The sequence below is a fragment of the Dyadobacter sp. HNCC25DJ183 genome, from assembly GCF_056895175.1.
Genome location: NZ_JBXHAP010000002.1, coordinates 323,940 through 340,853, shown reverse-complemented (window position 1 = coordinate 340,853; position 16,914 = coordinate 323,940). Strand labels below are relative to the sequence as shown.

General features: G+C 45.6%; 10 protein-coding genes. 6 read left to right on the top strand and 4 right to left on the bottom strand.

What is annotated here, in order from left to right; genetic code table 11:
- The first annotated feature begins 123 nt into the window (after positions 1–123).
- Genes AC1XTG_RS05435 through AC1XTG_RS05415 form a run of 5 tightly spaced genes read left to right on the top strand, consistent with a single transcriptional unit; the run spans position 124 to position 13,171 of the window.
- On the top strand, positions 124–3,582 hold the full coding sequence (locus AC1XTG_RS05435; protein ID WP_484841296.1) for a TonB-dependent receptor: 3,459 nt from the start codon (positions 124–126) through the stop codon (positions 3,580–3,582).
- Between the two features lie 32 nt (positions 3,583–3,614).
- Entirely contained in the window at positions 3,615–5,360 is a 1,746-nt protein-coding gene (locus tag AC1XTG_RS05430; protein WP_484841295.1) for a RagB/SusD family nutrient uptake outer membrane protein, read from the top strand.
- 19 nt (positions 5,361–5,379) lie between these two features.
- A complete protein-coding gene (locus AC1XTG_RS05425; protein WP_484841294.1) occupies positions 5,380–8,004 on the top strand; it encodes a glycoside hydrolase domain-containing protein in 2,625 nt (874 codons plus the stop codon).
- 34 nt (positions 8,005–8,038) lie between these two features.
- Entirely contained in the window at positions 8,039–10,861 is a 2,823-nt protein-coding gene (locus AC1XTG_RS05420; RefSeq protein WP_484841293.1) for a hypothetical protein, read from the top strand.
- Positions 10,862–10,894: 33 nt separating this feature from the next.
- The gene (locus AC1XTG_RS05415) at positions 10,895–13,171 is read left to right on the top strand and encodes a hypothetical protein (protein ID WP_484841292.1); all 2,277 of its coding nucleotides are present in this window, start codon (positions 10,895–10,897) and stop codon (positions 13,169–13,171) included.
- Positions 13,172–13,882: 711 nt separating this feature from the next.
- Here the strand turns inward: AC1XTG_RS05415 and AC1XTG_RS05410 are convergent.
- The 4 genes from AC1XTG_RS05410 to AC1XTG_RS05395 are packed head-to-tail and all read right to left on the bottom strand — an operon-like array spanning position 13,883 to position 15,826.
- Positions 13,883–14,719, bottom strand: a complete 837-nt coding sequence (locus AC1XTG_RS05410; RefSeq protein ID WP_157474531.1) for a hypothetical protein — start codon at positions 14,717–14,719, stop codon at positions 13,883–13,885.
- A gap of 47 nt (positions 14,720–14,766) precedes the next feature.
- Entirely contained in the window at positions 14,767–15,105 is a 339-nt protein-coding gene (locus AC1XTG_RS05405; RefSeq protein ID WP_056279819.1) for a HepT-like ribonuclease domain-containing protein, read from the bottom strand.
- On the bottom strand, positions 15,095–15,397 hold the full coding sequence (locus AC1XTG_RS05400; RefSeq protein WP_056279817.1) for a nucleotidyltransferase family protein: 303 nt from the start codon (positions 15,395–15,397) through the stop codon (positions 15,095–15,097). Before AC1XTG_RS05400 ends, AC1XTG_RS05405 begins: the two co-directional genes overlap by 11 nt.
- 9 nt (positions 15,398–15,406) lie before the next feature.
- Positions 15,407–15,826, bottom strand: coding sequence for an XRE family transcriptional regulator (locus AC1XTG_RS05395; protein ID WP_484841291.1), 420 nt, complete (start codon positions 15,824–15,826; stop codon positions 15,407–15,409).
- Between the two features lie 164 nt (positions 15,827–15,990).
- Here AC1XTG_RS05395 and AC1XTG_RS05390 point away from each other — a divergent pair, with 164 nt between their 5' ends.
- Positions 15,991–16,815 carry an HAEPLYID family protein gene (locus AC1XTG_RS05390; RefSeq protein WP_484841290.1) on the top strand — a complete coding sequence of 275 codons (825 nt, stop codon included), beginning with the start codon at positions 15,991–15,993 and terminating at the stop codon, positions 16,813–16,815.
- Positions 16,816–16,914: the final 99 nt, after the last annotated feature.

Here is a 16,914-nt window from a genome sequence, read left to right as displayed (position 1 = left end):
ACTGCCCTTTTTTGATGGAAAAAACAATCTTACAATCCAAACCCAAACAAAAATATGCAAATTATTTTACACAGGAAAGTGACGTGTATTAACATCCGTTACTTCATTAAATCGATTTTGATAATGAAACTGATAGCGCTTTTCATAGCAATCGCTTGTGTTCATGTATCAGCCGACGGCGTTTCACAGAAAATTGTACTTTCTGTCAAAGACGCAACGCTTTCAAACGTGTTTAACCGGATTGAACAACAAAGCGGTTATAAGTTTTTTTATGACAATAAAGTCGTAAAAAGAGCTAAGAACGTGACTGCCTCCCTTCAAAGCATCTCAGTCAAGGAAATCATGGATGAGGTATTGAAAGATCAGCCGCTTATTTATACCGTCGTGGATAAAACCATTGTAGTAAAGAAAAAAGAGGAGAAGCTGCCTGCGCCACAGTCCAGATTATCTCCGGATCTCTTCGCGCCCGCGGAAAGTACCTATGCCGACGTGCAGCAGGATATCGAAAAAAGAATACAGGGAATGCTCATCGATAAGCTGAACCGTGCTCAACAAAAGGATATTGCCGTGCGGGGCATCATTACGAATGTAGCTGGCGAAGGCCTTCCGGGAGTTAGTATCCTGCTGAAAGGCGCACAACTTGGGACAGCCTCGGATGAGAATGGGAAATTTCAGCTGGATGTGCCGGATCAGAATGCAAGATTGGTTTTTAGCTACGTGGGATACGTGTCCCAGGAAATTGCTGTGGGTGCAAGGACTGTTTTTGAGGTCAGGCTGGCAGAAGACGACAAAGCCCTCGAGGAAGTAGTAGTGGTAGGGTACGGTACGCAAAAGAAAACCTCAGTTACAGGAGCCATTGCCACGATGAAATCCGACGACGTAAAAAACAACCCGGTACCCAACCTGTCCAGCTCGCTGGCGGGAAGATTAAGTGGGGTGTATGTAAGCCAGGCATCTGGTGCACCGGGGTATGCGCCGCCGATCAGGATACGGTCTGTTAACACCTGGAAAACTACCGGTAACGACCCGTTATATGTGATCGATGGTGTGATCATGGATAAAAGAATGTTTGACGCCCTGGATTATTCCGAAGTTGAAAATATTACTGTGCTGAAAGATGCGGCGTCCGGCGCGATATACGGTGCAAGGGCTGCCAATGGAGTGGTGCTTGTAACTACTAAAAGAGGGACATCCGGTAAGTTTCAGCTCAATTACAATTATTCGTACAGTTTTGACAATCCATCCAAAATACCTAGTTATGTAGATGCCCGCGACATGGTCAGGCTCAACAATTATGCACGTACAAGCAGAGGCATTGCACCGGCCTATGACGCTGAAGAAGTTGCTTTTTTTGAAAATAATGATCCGGGACGGGGCTGGTATAAACAGGCTTATATAGATCCTGTATTACAAAGGCATTCGCTTTCGGCGAGTGGGGGAAGTGACAAGGTGAAGTACTTTGTAGCTGGCTCTTACTTTGACCAATCGGCGTTCATCAAAAATGCAGATTTTAAGAAGTACAATTTCCGCTCTAATATCGACGTAAATCTTACCAAGAACCTGACGGGGACCTTTAATGTGGCCTACAATGAGGGTAAAAAAACGCGGTTTGCCATGCAGGAAGACCTTGATGGTTTTGATACAAATCCGACTTTTGGCAGTTTGTGGGGAAGGCTGCTCTACTACTTACCCAACACGGGACCAAAAACATCGGACGGCAAGTTCATCAATCCTGGCTGGATAGGCAATCCACTTGCCTTTGTGGAAGAAGGCGGCTCAGTCACCCGTATAGAACGTAACATTGCAATGGTTTTAGGGTTAACCTACAATGTTCCGTTTGTACAAGGGTTGTCTGTGTCGGGTAAATTCAGCCCGAATTATGAGGCCAGGACTATGAAGCTTCATGAGCTGAAAACAACTTTGTATGATGTAGTGAAAAAGGGAACCAATGGTGCCATTTTCACGGACGAGATTATCGGCAGCATAAAATCCTCTTATCCCAATAAAGAGCGGCTGGTGAAAACCCAGGAAGCAACCAACAATTATCAGTTGAACTTCAGCGCCAATTTTACCAAACAGTTTGGTAAACATAACATAGACGCAATCGCCGTTTATGAGCAGAGCGAAGGCAAATACGATTATTTCTACGGTGTAAGAGAAAACTTCCCGCTCGTACAAAAGGACCAGTTCTGGGCAACATCCTCGGCCAGGGCTGACTCCTATGTAGACGGTACAGAATCGGAAACCGGCCGCGCATCCTATATTGGCCGGATCATATACAGTTATGACGACAAATATTTCCTTAATGCAACTGCTCGTCGTGATGGATCCATGCTCTTTGGGCCTGAATATCGTTGGGGTTTATTTCCTTCAATATCGGCTGGGTGGGTATTATCTAAAGAGAATTTTTTCAAAGTACGGCACATTGAATTTCTGAAACTGCGCGGATCATGGGGTTTAGCCGGTAATGATGCTGTCGGTGGATGGAAATGGAGCGAATCGTATGGGGTAAATGGCGACTATCTGTTTGGAACTACGCCCCAGCCGCGAGTAGGTTACAATGGAATTGTGAACGAAAAACTTACCTGGGAGAAAACCAGCGAGCTTAACCTGGGCTTTGATGCACAGATATTTGATCGTTTTTCACTATCCGGGGAATATTTCAAAAGACACAATTACGATATCCTCGATACCCGGATCGCCTCTCTGCCTAACTCTTTCGGAGGAAGTATGCCGCCAGAAAACTACGGGATTGTCGATGGCCACGGCTACGAAATAGAGCTCGGCTACAATGGTAATGCCGGTGATGTAACGTATGGCGTTAAAGGCAGCTTCTCGTATTCTAACAACAAGGTGAAGGTGCGCGATGTTGCTCAGAACGCACAGGACGTAGATAACCCGAACGGGCGCCCAACGGACTATATCAGAATGCTCGTATCCTCTGGCATCATCCGTACAAGCGAACAATTGGACGCATTGCCATCAGGCTATACTATTTATGGAAAGCCGGCTGTTTTGGGTATCATCAATTTTGAGGATGTAAGCGGTGCACAGGGAGTTCCTGATGGTAAGATCGATGATTATGACAGGCAGGTTCTGAAAGGTAAGCATTCTCTTAACCCTTATACATTTGGATTAAACCTTAAAGCCAGTTGGAAAGGCATTGGACTGGACGTGTTCGTGCAGGGGGTAACGGGCGGCTCGAAGCTCTATGACGATGGATATAGCAGAAGATTTTTCGACGGCGCGAGACCGCCATCATTCTGGCTTGACTCATGGTCGCCTGAAAATGTGGATGCGGCCTATCCTCAGCCGGTCACCTGGGACGCATCGAATGACCATTTACCATCCACTTTCTGGTTAAAGAATGGCAGTTTCCTGCGCTTTCAGAACATTAACCTGAATTATTCCATACCCAAAACTTTGACTAAAAAGATCGGGATGTCAGCAGTTAGTTTCTACTTGTCCGGGGCCAACCTGCTTACGCTTTCAAAATATGATTTTCATGACCCAAGCGTCGCCAATATGAATGCATATCCGACGATGAAAACCTACACGATGGGCGTAAACCTTTCATTTTAATCAGTTTGCAACTTTCTTATAGAAATACAGATATGAAAAAAGCATATATATTTTTGTCGAGCTTGTTTTCCTTGATGATGCTGGCCGGCTGCGATCCTTTGGACAAGACCAACCTTGCAGCACTCAGCAGCGAGGATGTTCTAACAAATCCCAAGGTGGCTGAGGCTTATGTGAATGACATGTATGCCAACTTTATGCCGTCCTCTTTTTCAGTTGGGCGACTTACGGATGAAACTATGGTGATTAACGGAGAGTACGCAGCAGGACTCAGTGATTATCTGAAAGGAACCCTGACGGCCGACACTTACAATGATTTTCCTTACGAAAACATCAGGAAAATTAATATTTTTCTTGCTCAGGTGGATAATGCAACCTTTGATGAAAACATCAAAAAATCGTTGAAAGGCGAGGCGCTTTTCTGGCGTGCATTTGCTTATTTCAGAATGGTCAAAGCTTATGGCGGGGTTGAGCTGATTTTAAAGCCCGAAGCGCCGGCTAACAAGGAGGCTATTTTTGTTCCAAGAAGTAAAACCTCCGAGTGTATTGCACAGATTGTAAAAGACCTGGACGAAGCAATCCCGCTGGTAGAATCACTCAGCACGATCGGACGGATTGATAAGGGCGCGGCTATGTCTTTCAAGGGACGCGTTTTACTGTACTGGGCAAGCCCGCAGTTTAACCGTACCAATGACCTTGCACGCTGGACAGCTGCTTATAATGCAAGCAAAGATGCGCTCGCATTTCTGGATGCAAATGGAAAGGGACTTTACGCAAATTATAAAGACCTGTGGACGGACGAGATGAACAAAGAAGTAATCATGGTCAAAAGATTCCAGTATCCCGGGTTTTCAAACGGTTATTCCCAGGCAGGTATGCGCCCATTGCTTTACTCACGAGGTGCAGTAGGTGATAATGTTCCTTCTCTCGAACTGGTAAATGCATATCCAATGAAAGACGGATCGAAATACAATCCGGCTACGATGGATTACAGAACGCTATATAAAGACAGAGACAAGCGCTTTTATGCCTCTATCGCCTACAATGGAGCCGATCCCTACTTGGCAGAAATGTTTGGAAAGGAAAATATGTGGACTTATTACTATGATGCCGATGGTAATGCTGCTACCGGGATTAATGGGAAAGAAGCCAGGGCGGATAACAGCGAAAACCTTTTTTCGCATTCAAGTTTTTATCCTGCTAAAATGCTGGACAGGAACATTACTAGGACAACTGTCGAAGATGGTCAGGTAGACTGGATTGAAATCCGGTATGCAGAAGTACTTATGAACATGGCAGAAGCCGCTAACGAGATTGGAAAAAGTACCGAAGCACTGGCTGCCATGTATAAAATCCGCAGTCGGGCTGGCATTGATCCAGGAGCAAAGGCGAACTATGGCATCACCGCAGGAACACTTCCCGAGATCAGAAAGGCAATTATGGACGAGCGATTGGTCGAATTTGCTTTTGAAGGACAGCGCTTCTGGGACCTGCGCAGATGGAGGGTGTACACTTCGACATTCAACAGCTTCAAGGATAAATTTTTCCATGGACTAAGAGTGGAGTGGAATGGTACCGCAGCCGACCGGCCAAAAGGTCTTGTTGACATCAATACCATCGCTAATAAATTTACAATAACAGAAGTCCGGGATTACCAGCCGATTGTCATGCTGGATGAAGAAAAGTATTCTTTTTTTGGTATTCCAAAATCAACACTGGATCGCAGCAACAAAATCGAGCAAAATAAAAGTTGGGGAGGCACATTTGACCCATTGCAATAGAAACTATCCTAAACCCTTAATGAAATACATTCTTTTAAGTGTGCTGCTGTTTTTGTCAGCGGCCGTAACCGGGCAAGGTACCGGCGAGCAATATATCTCTGTCGAAACTGCCAAGAAGGAGTACGAAAAGCTGGCAAATCAGTCGCATTATATTTTTGCTGAAACCAGGGAAAACCCGATCCGGTGGAATGATTCGCTGAAAATATCGTGGTTAAAAAACGATTTTATCACAAAGAGTTTTGAATTGACTGCCCGACCCGGTGAATACTTTGTGTATCAGATCGGCGTGTGGGCTGGCAGTGGTAAGATTCAGAACCTGGAAATCAAGTTTTCGGATTTGAAAAGCACTAGCGGGAAAGTAATTCATTCCAGAAAGATAAGTTGCTTCAATGCAGGCGGAATTGATTATTTAGGAAAGTCTTTTTCTAAAATAACTAATATCCAGGCGGAGAAAGTACAGGCATTGTGGGTTGGTGCAGATCTCTCCGGTGTTGTTAGAGGAATTTATAATGGTACCGTAACAGTGCTGGTCAAGGGTGAAAAACAATCTATAAAAATACAGCTCACCGTTGACGGCAATGCTGTTGAAAACCACGGCTACAACGAGGGAAAAGGTTTATCGCGCATGAACTGGTTGAACAGTACAGTCGGCATCAATGAGGAAATCGCGAAAGGTTACCAGCCTGTGACCCGCAAAGACAAAACCCTGCATATCCTGGGAAGATCTTTTGTGATCGGAAATGACGGTATGCCAGCAGAAATCAACAGTTTTTTTACGAGTTCCAATCAAAGCATATCTGAAAAAGGCGAGCCGATCACTGGTGGCGCATTTCGTTTTGTAGTGGAAAAAGCAAATGGCGAGATTATAAGGCTAACGCCAGGAGCTGTGAAGTTTATCGAGGAAAAGGAAGGCCATATCAATTGGCAGGTAAAGAACACATCGGCGGAATGCGAGCTGATGTGTTCCGGCAGCCTGAACTACGATGGATTTGTAGATTATAAAGTCTCTTTGAAGGCATTGAAGCAATTAAAAATCAAAGACATCCGTCTTGAAGTGCCGCTAGCCAAGGAAAAATCAACCTACATGATGGGTCTCAACCGGGAAGGTGGCTTGCGGCCTGATTCCTGGAAATGGCAATGGGATACCACTAAAAATCAGGATGCACTCTGGCTGGGTGCGGTAAATGGCGGGCTGCGCCTGAAATGGAAAGCGGAGAACTATAAGCTGCCGCTAGTTAATATTTATTACAAGTTCGAGCCACTGCGTCTTCCTCCCTCCTGGGGAAATGAAAATAAAGGAGGCGTAAATGTGGAGCAGAAAGGCAATTCCGTCGAGGTGATGGCCTACTCCGGCAGCCGGGACATGGCCGCGGGCAGCGTGCTGAATTATGACTTTGAGCTTTTGATCACGCCCTTCAAAACCATCAGCAATGAAAAAAAATACGGCGACCGATACTTCCACGGTGGAGGCACTAATGCGATCAGTAAAATTGACAAAGCCGAAAAGGCCGGGGCCAACATCATCAACATCCACCATGCCGAAGACATTTATCCGTTCATCAATTATCCCTATCTCGATGAAAATACGACCGAACTGAAAACGCTGGTGGATAAGGCCCACAGCCAGGAAAAGCGATTGAAGTTGTATTACACAACCCGCGAGCTCACCAAAAATATTCCCGAATTTCAGGCATTTTACAGTCTGGACGGGGAAGTGCTTTTTCCCGGACCAGGCAATGCGAGCCGGACGGAAGCATTGCACCCCAAAGGCCCCAATGAATGGCTGGTTAAGAATCTAAGGGAAAAATACGTTCCGGCCTGGTATAACCCTGTCAGCGAGGGCAAGTTCAAAGGCTCGTTCGATCTGTCGGTGATCACCACGCCTAACAGCAGGCTCAACAATTTTTACATCGCGGGGCTCGACTGGATGGTTCAGAATTTAAAGATTGACGGCATCTATATCGACGACGCCGCGCTCGACCGCTTTACCTTGCAGCGGGCCCGAAAAGTCATTGACCAGAACCGCCCGGAAGGCCGGATCGACCTGCATAGCTGGAACCATTTCAACAGTTGGGCCGGATTTGCCAGTTGCCTGAACCTCTATATGGAACTACTTCCGTATCTAGATCTGGTGTGGATTGGAGAGGCACGAGACTATAACCGGCCGCCGGACCATTGGCTCGTGGAAGTATCAGGCATTCCTTTCGGCTTGCCGGGACAAATGCTGGAAGGCGGCGGTAATCCATGGCGGGGAATGGTTTATGGCATTACCAACCGGTCGGGCTGGACCGGCAATACGCCCGACGAGCTATGGAAATTTTGGGATGAACACAATTTTAAAGATAAAGAACTGCTCGGCTGCTGGGACAAAAACTGCCCGGTTACGACCAATAACGAGCACATCATGGCTTCGGTTTTCAAAGGAGAAAACGAGAGCATTATTGCTATTGCCAATTGGGATAAAGAAGCGCAAAGTACATCGGTTTTGATCGACTGGAATGCGCTGGGTTACGATGCATCCAAATGCACGATCTCGATGCCATTTATCAAGAACTTCCAGGAAGAGCAGCCTCTCCAATCGCTGAGTTCCGTACATGTTCCCGGAGGTAAAGGGTTCATGATTGTCCTAAAAGAAAATAAATAACAGACTTATCAAGAATCGGTAAATGAGAAATAATATGCGTGCCATTATAACATTTGTGATTGCCATGTGTCATTTGGCAGGCACCCATGCACAGACCATTAATATTGACAACCTGCCTATTTACAATAAGCAAACATTGCGCAGCAAAACCGACTGGCTTATCACCGGCAATGCCCAGAAATCGGTTATGTACAAGACTCGGGAAGGGCACATGGTTTTGAGTAACGGGCTGGTGTCGCGAACATTCACGATTAACCCGAATGGTGCCACCATTGGACTGGACAACTTGATTACTAACGAAGCGCTGGTAAGAGCAGTGTCGCCGGAAGCTGTGATTTGGGTTAACGGACATGAGATTAATGTGGGCGGGCTTACCGGCCAGCCCATTGGAAACTATCTGCTGCCCGAATGGATCCCCGGCATGAAAGCCGACCCGTATAGCCTGAAATTAATGTCTTATACTTCGTCGCCGATCAAAGAACGTTTCGAATGGAACCGCCGTAATGAATGGTCGTCGCAGCAATTGCCCTGGCCGCCGAAAGGGATAGAAGTAGCATTCACTTACAAGGCCGACGAGGACGTGATCAGGAATTTTAAGAATCTGAAAGCACAGGATTCGAAAAGGGAAGTTTTGCTGAAAGACGATTTCATAAAGTTATCACCGGATTGGAATATTGCTTCGTCCCATACTTTGGCCAATGCTTTTAATAATGAAGGTAAGGCGGGAGAAATCCTCGCACCGGCCAACGCGGTGGTTTTCGGAGAACGCGCACTGCCGCAGCAAACCAAAGTGATCATTTGCAAGCTCAATTCGGGAACGGACCAAAGCAGCGGATACGGTCCGGGCGTTGCATTGCAGTTTGAGGGTGACAAATCTTCTAAATTTCATCTGTCACCGGGTAACAAGCGTTTCCGCGTGTATCACGATGGTAAAAGCCAGGATTTTGAAGGTTTTGATACCGGCAAATCCTATTTTCTAAAAGTACTGCTGGCAGAAAAAAAGATGATCTGCTCGGTTTCTGAGGATGGAAAAACTTACCGGGTACTTACAGAGTTGCCGACCAGCACCTTTCCGACGCATATTCGGCTGGGGAAAACTGATCCGCGTGGGGGTAAAGTGAAAGGTAATGGTGCAGACGGGGCGGTGGGAAGAGGCAAAATAGAGCAATTACTTTTGTTAGGTGGAAATCAAGGATCGGATGCCGATTTTGACTTTCTCGAAAGCCTGAAAGTGACGGTACACTACGAGTTATATGACGGACTGCCCATGATCAGCAAATGGGTGAGCGTGGCAAATGAAGGAAAATCAGAATTTATCGTCAACAATATTAAAAGCGAGCACCTGGCTGTGACTGAGGCAGAAAGTGCCGTGGAACACAAACAGCGCTGGGAATTGCCGCCCATATTTGCAGAAAGCGACTTTGCATTTGGCTCTATGTCGCCCAATGCCGCACAAAATGCCTGTGTGGAATGGAAGGTAGACTCGACTTATACGACGCAGGTCAACTATCTTTTGCAAACCCCCTCGCTGCTGGTATGTATGCCCAAAACCGGCATGGGACAGGAAGTTACCGCCGGAGCCTCATTTGAAAGCATGCGGCTCTGGGAACTGATCTATGATAGCTACGACCGGGAACGCAGAGGCCTAAGTGAAAGGAAAATGTACCGAACGATATCGCCCTGGGTGACCGAAAATCCGGTGATCATGCATGTAAGCAGTGCCAAAGATCAACCGGTGAAAACGGCGATCGATCAATGTGCTGAGGTAGGTTTCGAGATGGTGATCATGACATTCGGCAGCGGGTTTGATATCGAGAATACGTCGCCCGAAAACTTGCAGCGAATGAAGGCATTGAAGGACTATGCCAAATCGAAGGGTGTTGCGCTGGGCGGCTATTCGCTGCTGGCAAGCCGGGCCATTAACAAAGAAAATGATGTGGTAATGCCTGCTGGAAAAACGCCTGCATTCGGGAATTCTCCTTGTCTGGAAAGTGAGTGGGGAAAAGATTATTTTAACAAACTCTACAACTTTTACGAAACAACGGGCCAGGATCTGCTCGAACACGACGGCTCCTATCCCGGTGATGTGTGCGCCTCCACCACACATCCTGGCCACCGCGGGCTGGAAGATTCGCGCTGGAAGCAGTTCGGGGAAATTCAAAAGTTTTACCGCTGGTGTAGAAGCAGAGGCATTTACCTGAATGTACCGGACTGGTATTATTTGAACGGCAGTACCAAAGGCGCCATGGGCTACCGTGAAACCAACTGGTCATTGCCGCGTGAACTGCAGGAAATCATTGAACGCCAAAATATTTACGATGGCACCTGGGAAAAAACGCCGTCGATGGGCTGGATGTTTGTTCCATTGGTTCGATATCACGGCGGAGGAGCAGCGGCAACCATTGAACCCCTCAAAGAGCATCTGCCACATTACCAGCAGCGACTAGCCAATTTATTTGGCGCGGGCGTGCAGGCCTGTTATCGCGGCCCGCAATTGTATGACGCCCCACAAACCAAAACAATGGTGAAAAATTGGGTTGATTTTTACAAAAAGCACAGAAGAATACTCGACTCGGATATCATCCACATCCGCAGGCCCGACGGCAGGGACTACGACGCAATTATGCACGTGGATCCGTTTGGAAAAGAGAAGGGTCTGATTATGGTTTATAACCCGCTCGACCAAGCCATCACGCGGGAGATTGATGTAGACCTCTATTATACCGGGCTGCAAAAGCAGGTCAGTATTTCGGAAAATGATGGGGCTGCCAAGACAACGGCATTGAACGGCACCAAAATGACTTTGAAGGTGTCAATCCCGGCCAAAAGCCAGAAATGGTTTTTGCTGACACCTTAGTGCATTTACTTTTACTCACATTATCTCACCGACATGCGATTCTTGATACTTAACACACTGGTTTTAAATGCATTAATTTTATTCTTCACTCCGTACTGCCATGCCCAGCATGACTTTGCTACTGACTATTTTAAAATCCATATCAACAATAAGGGATGGATTACGAGTATGAAGAATGTAACGGGGAAAACTTCTCAGCGGGAATTTAGCCCTGCTGACAAACCTTCGCCATTGCTTTCTCTTTACGATAGTAAAAAAGGGAAATATTACCAGCCAACGAAGGCCACGTATAGTAAGTCAAAAAACACTTTTGCGCTGCAATATCCCAATGGTTCGATTGCCACTGTCGCATTGGTTTCTAACAAGAAGTATTTCAAGTTGACTTTGCAATCGCTTGGTCCCCAAAATGGTATCGACAACATTCAGTGGGGTGCCTATCATACCAATATCACCAACCTTTTTGGAGAAATTATCGGGGTTGTCCGCGATACCAGCGATGCGGTTAATTATGCGATTGGCATGCTGGCGCTGAACGATAATACTCTGGGCGGAACCTCTGAAACAATAGCCGACGCGGCGCCTTTTCAGTATATCATTCATAGTCCCGATAAAAAGCGCTTTCCGCTGCCTTCGCACCTGCAAGAAGGTCAGATTTTTCCCATTGGCGGAGACGGTATTAACGACGTCGCTTTCTACGCGCACAAAGAACCTTATTATCGGATTTTATATGGAAACGCAGCCCAGATCGATAATCAGGGCAGAATCTCCATTGCGTACAGTTCGAGAGACCGGGCCCCGAAGCGGGAGGTTTACTTTTCGCTGATACCGAATATGGAAGTCAACAAACCAAATCACCTGGAAGTACAGCCGTTGCCCGGTATTAATTATAATGGATCTTCGGTTGCGTTTTGGGGAAGTCCGGATAGTACGGCATTGCTGGATGTCGTGCAAAACATTGTGCTGTCAGAAGGCCTGCCTTATCCTACAATCAATGGAAAATGGGTAAAAGATCCGGCCGCATTTGTTCCCGACGTCATCACTGTTGGTGGGGTGTATGATAGCATTGTACCGTATGCTCAGCATTTGGGTTTTAAAGCAATCAGCTTATATGATCAGGGTTTCATCAGGCCTGACCGAGCGAATGCGGGATATCTAGACGGAAAAAACTTTGAAAAGAAACCATTGAAAATGGCGTCCGGTGACAAATCGCATAAAGAATTTGCTGAAATCGCTGCCAAATCCGGATTAATCATAGGCCGCACGCCGATTACGACTGCGTTGGCTCCCGGAACACAGGATGCAAGCCCGGTCCCCGGTGATAGTTTGTGTTATCAGCAAAAACGATTGCTCGTGAAGAGTATAGTGCCTGGCGATACGATTATTCTTGTCAATGATCCTAGATATCTGGACGAAATCGCCAGCTGGGAAGGTCACGCCAAAAGCCTTAATATAATCAAGATCGGCAAGGAGCTGATTCATTATATGGGGGTTTCTGATTCAGCACCATTCCGACTGCTCAATGTGAAACGTGGCTACTGGAAAACCACCGAAGGCAGTCATGCAGCCGGGGATACAATCTACAAATTGCAGGTGACCATCAATTATGGCTACGACGGGCTCATTCCCAACATGCAATTGCAGGACAAAATAGCGGAATACTATGCCGATGTTTGCAAGATCAATGGACTGGCATACTATGATTTTGACGGTCAGGAATTTTTGTTCAACAATGGTCACGGTTATTATTCCGTCAAACGGTTTTTCCATAAGATGTTTGAGCGGACGAATAAGCTTGGTGTGCCGTATATCCGTTTCACTGGATCTACCTTGTCCGAAGGTTCCTGGCATTATCAAAGCATCTGGAATGTGGGCGGCGGTAAAAATCTTTACGACGTTGAAACCAGGGAATGGGGCAGTGCCACCAGCCAGGGCAAAGATCTGAGAGATGTAACTTACGCCAACTTTTTTCCATCCGGAATGGGCGCAAACTTTCCAATCAACGCAAAATCCACCGTCGCCGAATACGAGCATATTCAAGCAATTTCGGTAGGGATCGGCTCTACTTATAGTCTAAAACTTGATCAGAAAGAAGTCGAAAGCTGCCCACAAAAGGACGCCATTTTTAAAGCGATTCGTACCTGGGAAAACGCCCGTGCTGCAAATGCTTTTCCACGCTGGCTCAAAAAGGAACTTGCCGATCCTGTCAATCAATTCCACCTGGAAGAACGTAGTGTTGATAGCTGGCAGCTGTATAAAGTAGACTTTGATGGTAAGAATAGAAAGCAATATCGTATGCTCAAACGAAACTAGAATGACAGGAAAAAAGGTAGGATATCCAGGATCTTATAGTTTTTTCAATCCGGATAGTATGCTGAATGTTCAACCACTGATGCTTGGTGACGAGTCGTAGCGATCAGAAGTCGATTTAATGCTGCCTGGGAGATATCAAAACTAGGTTAAAGGCTTAAGATTACGCGACACTTGTCTGTATTAAAACCCCCAACCGCTCCGAACCCCCAACCTTTCGCATCAAAAAATCAGTCAAATTCTTGTCAACGAGCAACTTAAATTTTATCTTTACCTATCGGTTGCACCAAACCCAAAATCAGGTGAGCAGTCGGTGAGCAGCCCTTTTGAGCTACATTTAGGCGTTGAAAATCAATAAGTTACAGCGTTGGTTCGAATCCCTACGTGACCACAAAAAGTTAAAAAGCATCTGAGAAATCAGGTGCTTTTTTTGTTTTGCTAACTAGTAGCATTCTGGTGAGCACTTTTGTTGACCTCGTTACCTGCTCTCTAGCTGCTTCTGGCGGGCTTGCCGCAACGTTATGGAAAGAGACGATTGCTCTATGGAAGCGCATGTGCTACTTTTCCTAAAAAACTAGTAATTACTAGTCGGATCTGACAAAACTTATTTTTTTGAAGAAATATCACTACAAAGGAGTGGATTTCATTGTCGCGCAGGTTAATGTGTCTGTGCCGGTGAAGGGAATGGCCAAGCGCTTGCTTATTTGATGGTGTTTAATCCCTAACTCCATCATTGTAAGCATCAATTCTATCGTAAAGCTCCCTCATTTCTTTATACATCTTTTCATATTGTTGAACTGTCAGTCTAAGCACTTTTACTAGGGTTTTTCCGGAATTAAGAAATGCTGATTGAATCGGTCGATTAGGGATCCAAATCCAATACTCGCCCGCTAAAATTTTGAGAAAGTCCGGTGTTGGTTCTATGAATTCATACATAATTTCTCCTGAGGTGACTATCTCCGTCATAGGACAATAAAGCATATACGGAGTAAAGAACACATTACTACCATTGTACGTTTTGCATTTGTCCAGAACCTCATTGTAGGCTTTCGATTTAAACGTCAACAAGTTAATTCTTAGTTGTTTTACAATTTCCGAGGTGAAAGTTGTATATGCAAAAGTCGATTTGCTCGCAATATGAATCCGAAAAAGTATTGAATCAATCAATAATTGTGTCATTAAAGGCTGCGCTTTAAAGCACACGAACGCTGTTTGCACCTTAGTAATATTATCCCCAACCTCCTGTATTTGCTGCAATGGAAAAAAATCATCTCCAATTCGATTTTGTTCAACGAATTTTTTAATCGCCTGTCCAAAATGAGTTTCAAGGAACCCAATGTATGTTTCGCAGTCATCACATAAAATGTATCTCTCTTTGCTTACGTCCTGCTCAATTAGCGCTCGTTTATCTCGTCTTGAAGCATCAACCTTCCAGACTTTGCCGCGAGACTTGCGAAGTCTTTTAACCATCGAATCAGGAATAATATGCGATTCTCTACTGCAAGCGGGATTTTGTGCACATAGTAAGCAGGTGTCTTTCTCCGATCTCATAAGTGAAAATTTGGGATTTTTAAGTTATCACCAGGCGCTTAGCTATCCTATTCTCCTAGCAACGCGGCAATCTCCTCTCGCAAAATGGGCAAATGCCGTACTACAATCCCCCAAATAACTTCATCGGAAACTGAATCGTACCCGTGAATGATCCTATTTCGAGCATCAACCAGCTTTCTCGAATTGGTAATCTGAACAGTACTATCCTTTTTGATAATGCGGCTCATCGCCTCACCAATGATTTCGATATTTCTTTCGACCGCTCGTTTTGTCCGTAAATCAGCTTGATAATTGGCAAATTGCATCGGCTGATCCGAAAAGAAACTTTCAATTTCGGCGATCCCATTTAACATGTCGTATAGCCAGGTTTTGATCTCAACGTCCATATACAAGCTGCCGGTGCTGATTTACATTTTCAAGAAAATAAGGGTTCTTGATTGCTTTTTCTTCCAGTAAATCCACTGGCCGTTTAAAAACTTCCTGTAATGAAAATTTTAAATCAAAATAGTTGTCAGCATAATCTTCGACTTCCATCGTCGTGAAATCTACAATCAGATCTATATCACTTTCTCCGTCAAAATTGTCAGTCAGCACAGAACCAAAAGCATATAAGCTTCTCACTTTGTGCGTTCTACAAAGTTTAACAATGGCCTCTTTATATTTTTCCAATATCTCCATTTTGATATTCTATTTATCCCCAATCAACCGCTCCAGCCTCCCCATCATCTCCTCCTTCTCCTTCAACATCCGCTCATAAAGCGCAATCTTCTCATTATGCAGCTGAATTATCTTTTCCATCGGATGTAAATTGAAGGTACCGAAATTGAAAGAGTTTTCAACCTTGTCAAATGTATTGGCGATAATATTCACTGCCTGTTCCTCATCAAAATTCCGGATCGCCTCAGCAGGGATTTTCAAGATCGCGGCTACCTGCTCCAAAATACCAGACTCGATCTTTTCCTTTTGTTCCAGTAAAGAAACTTTCTGCTGGTTCCAGTCTTCACCGAGCTCGAAAGCGAGGAAATCCTGCTTAATTCCGAGCATTTCGCGGAAGCGTTTCAGGTTGCGGCCTTCGTGGATCTTCGGATTGGAGGTAGTATGTGTCATTGCGGAAAGGTTTTTTGTTGAACCGACAATTTATATAAATGCCGCCAAAAGTTTCCAGGTAATTTACAGACTTGCCCGTGTAAGTTAACCGTCTCGCCAACACGCCTTTCCCAATTGATTCCAGAATTGACCTTTAACATTGTATTAAAAAACAATTAAAAGGCATGAAAAACTTCATCATCACAACACTACTGATTGCAACAACAATGCTGCCCGCCGCGGCGCAGGTTGACTCTGTTCAAAAACCAAAACCATTGAAAATCCGCCACGCGGAGCCGCTTTACATGGACCTGATCCGTGACCTCGGTGCACGAAAAGGTGAAAAGGAATGGAATGTCGGTTACGGCATTGAAGGTCACAAGGATTACACCGCCAACCATGCATTTGTTGAATATGAATTTTCGCCTGTCAACCGCCTTGGGCTGGAAGTGGAGGTTCCTTTTGCTTTATACAGATCTGCCCAGCCGCAGGAAGGTGCCTCGCTTCCGCGAAACCGCATCGAAGGCTTGAAACTCGCTGCTCAATATACCTTTCTGGTTTCTGATCAACAGCAAATGTCGATGGCGGCGGGTTATATGCATGAATTTCGCGCGCATTCATTTTATTCGATCAATCGTGGCCGGGGCATGTTAAAAGGCCATTCCGTCAGCCCGTTTTTAATCGTTGCCAAAAAGTGGGGAGAGCGGGTCCATTCCATGATTTACACCGGTCCGGAGTGGGAGTTAACACCTGAGGAATCAAAACGGGAGTTATTTTATCAAACCAATGCGAGTATGCATTACGTGCTTCCAGGTGGGCATTTTGTGGGGGTTGAGGTCAATGATGAATCTTCGGCAACGAGCAGTCACACCGTCATTCGTCCGCAAGTGAAACTGGTACTGGCCTCTAATCTGGCACTCGGCCTTGTTACGGGCATCCCTACCCATTTCAGGGATAATGGTATGAGCTTCATGGCCAGGATTATATTTGAGCCAAAACGAAAGAAGTAATTGTTCTGGTGGAATGGAGCAGCAAATACTCCCGGAATTGCAAGCACCAACTTTTTTCACCCCACATGCAACCTCCCGCAGCAACTATCCTGTCTAACA

What these genes read in the sequence shown, in the direction of transcription:
- AC1XTG_RS05425 (WP_484841294.1), top strand. Translation starts at nt 5,380, where the DNA reads ATGAAATACATTCTTTTAAGTGTGCTGCTGTTTTTGTCAGCGGCCGTA.
- AC1XTG_RS05395 (WP_484841291.1), bottom strand. Translation starts at nt 15,826, where the DNA reads ATGACACATACTACCTCCAATCCGAAGATCCACGAAGGCCGCAACCTG.
- AC1XTG_RS05390 (WP_484841290.1), top strand. Translation starts at nt 15,991, where the DNA reads ATGAAAAACTTCATCATCACAACACTACTGATTGCAACAACAATGCTG.
- AC1XTG_RS05430 (WP_484841295.1), top strand. Translation starts at nt 3,615, where the DNA reads ATGAAAAAAGCATATATATTTTTGTCGAGCTTGTTTTCCTTGATGATG.
- AC1XTG_RS05410 (WP_157474531.1), bottom strand. Translation starts at nt 14,719, where the DNA reads ATGAGATCGGAGAAAGACACCTGCTTACTATGTGCACAAAATCCCGCT.
- AC1XTG_RS05400 (WP_056279817.1), bottom strand. Translation starts at nt 15,397, where the DNA reads ATGGAGATATTGGAAAAATATAAAGAGGCCATTGTTAAACTTTGTAGA.
- AC1XTG_RS05415 (WP_484841292.1), top strand. Translation starts at nt 10,895, where the DNA reads ATGCGATTCTTGATACTTAACACACTGGTTTTAAATGCATTAATTTTA.
- AC1XTG_RS05405 (WP_056279819.1), bottom strand. Translation starts at nt 15,105, where the DNA reads ATGGACGTTGAGATCAAAACCTGGCTATACGACATGTTAAATGGGATC.
- AC1XTG_RS05420 (WP_484841293.1), top strand. Translation starts at nt 8,039, where the DNA reads ATGCGTGCCATTATAACATTTGTGATTGCCATGTGTCATTTGGCAGGC.
- AC1XTG_RS05435 (WP_484841296.1), top strand. Translation starts at nt 124, where the DNA reads ATGAAACTGATAGCGCTTTTCATAGCAATCGCTTGTGTTCATGTATCA.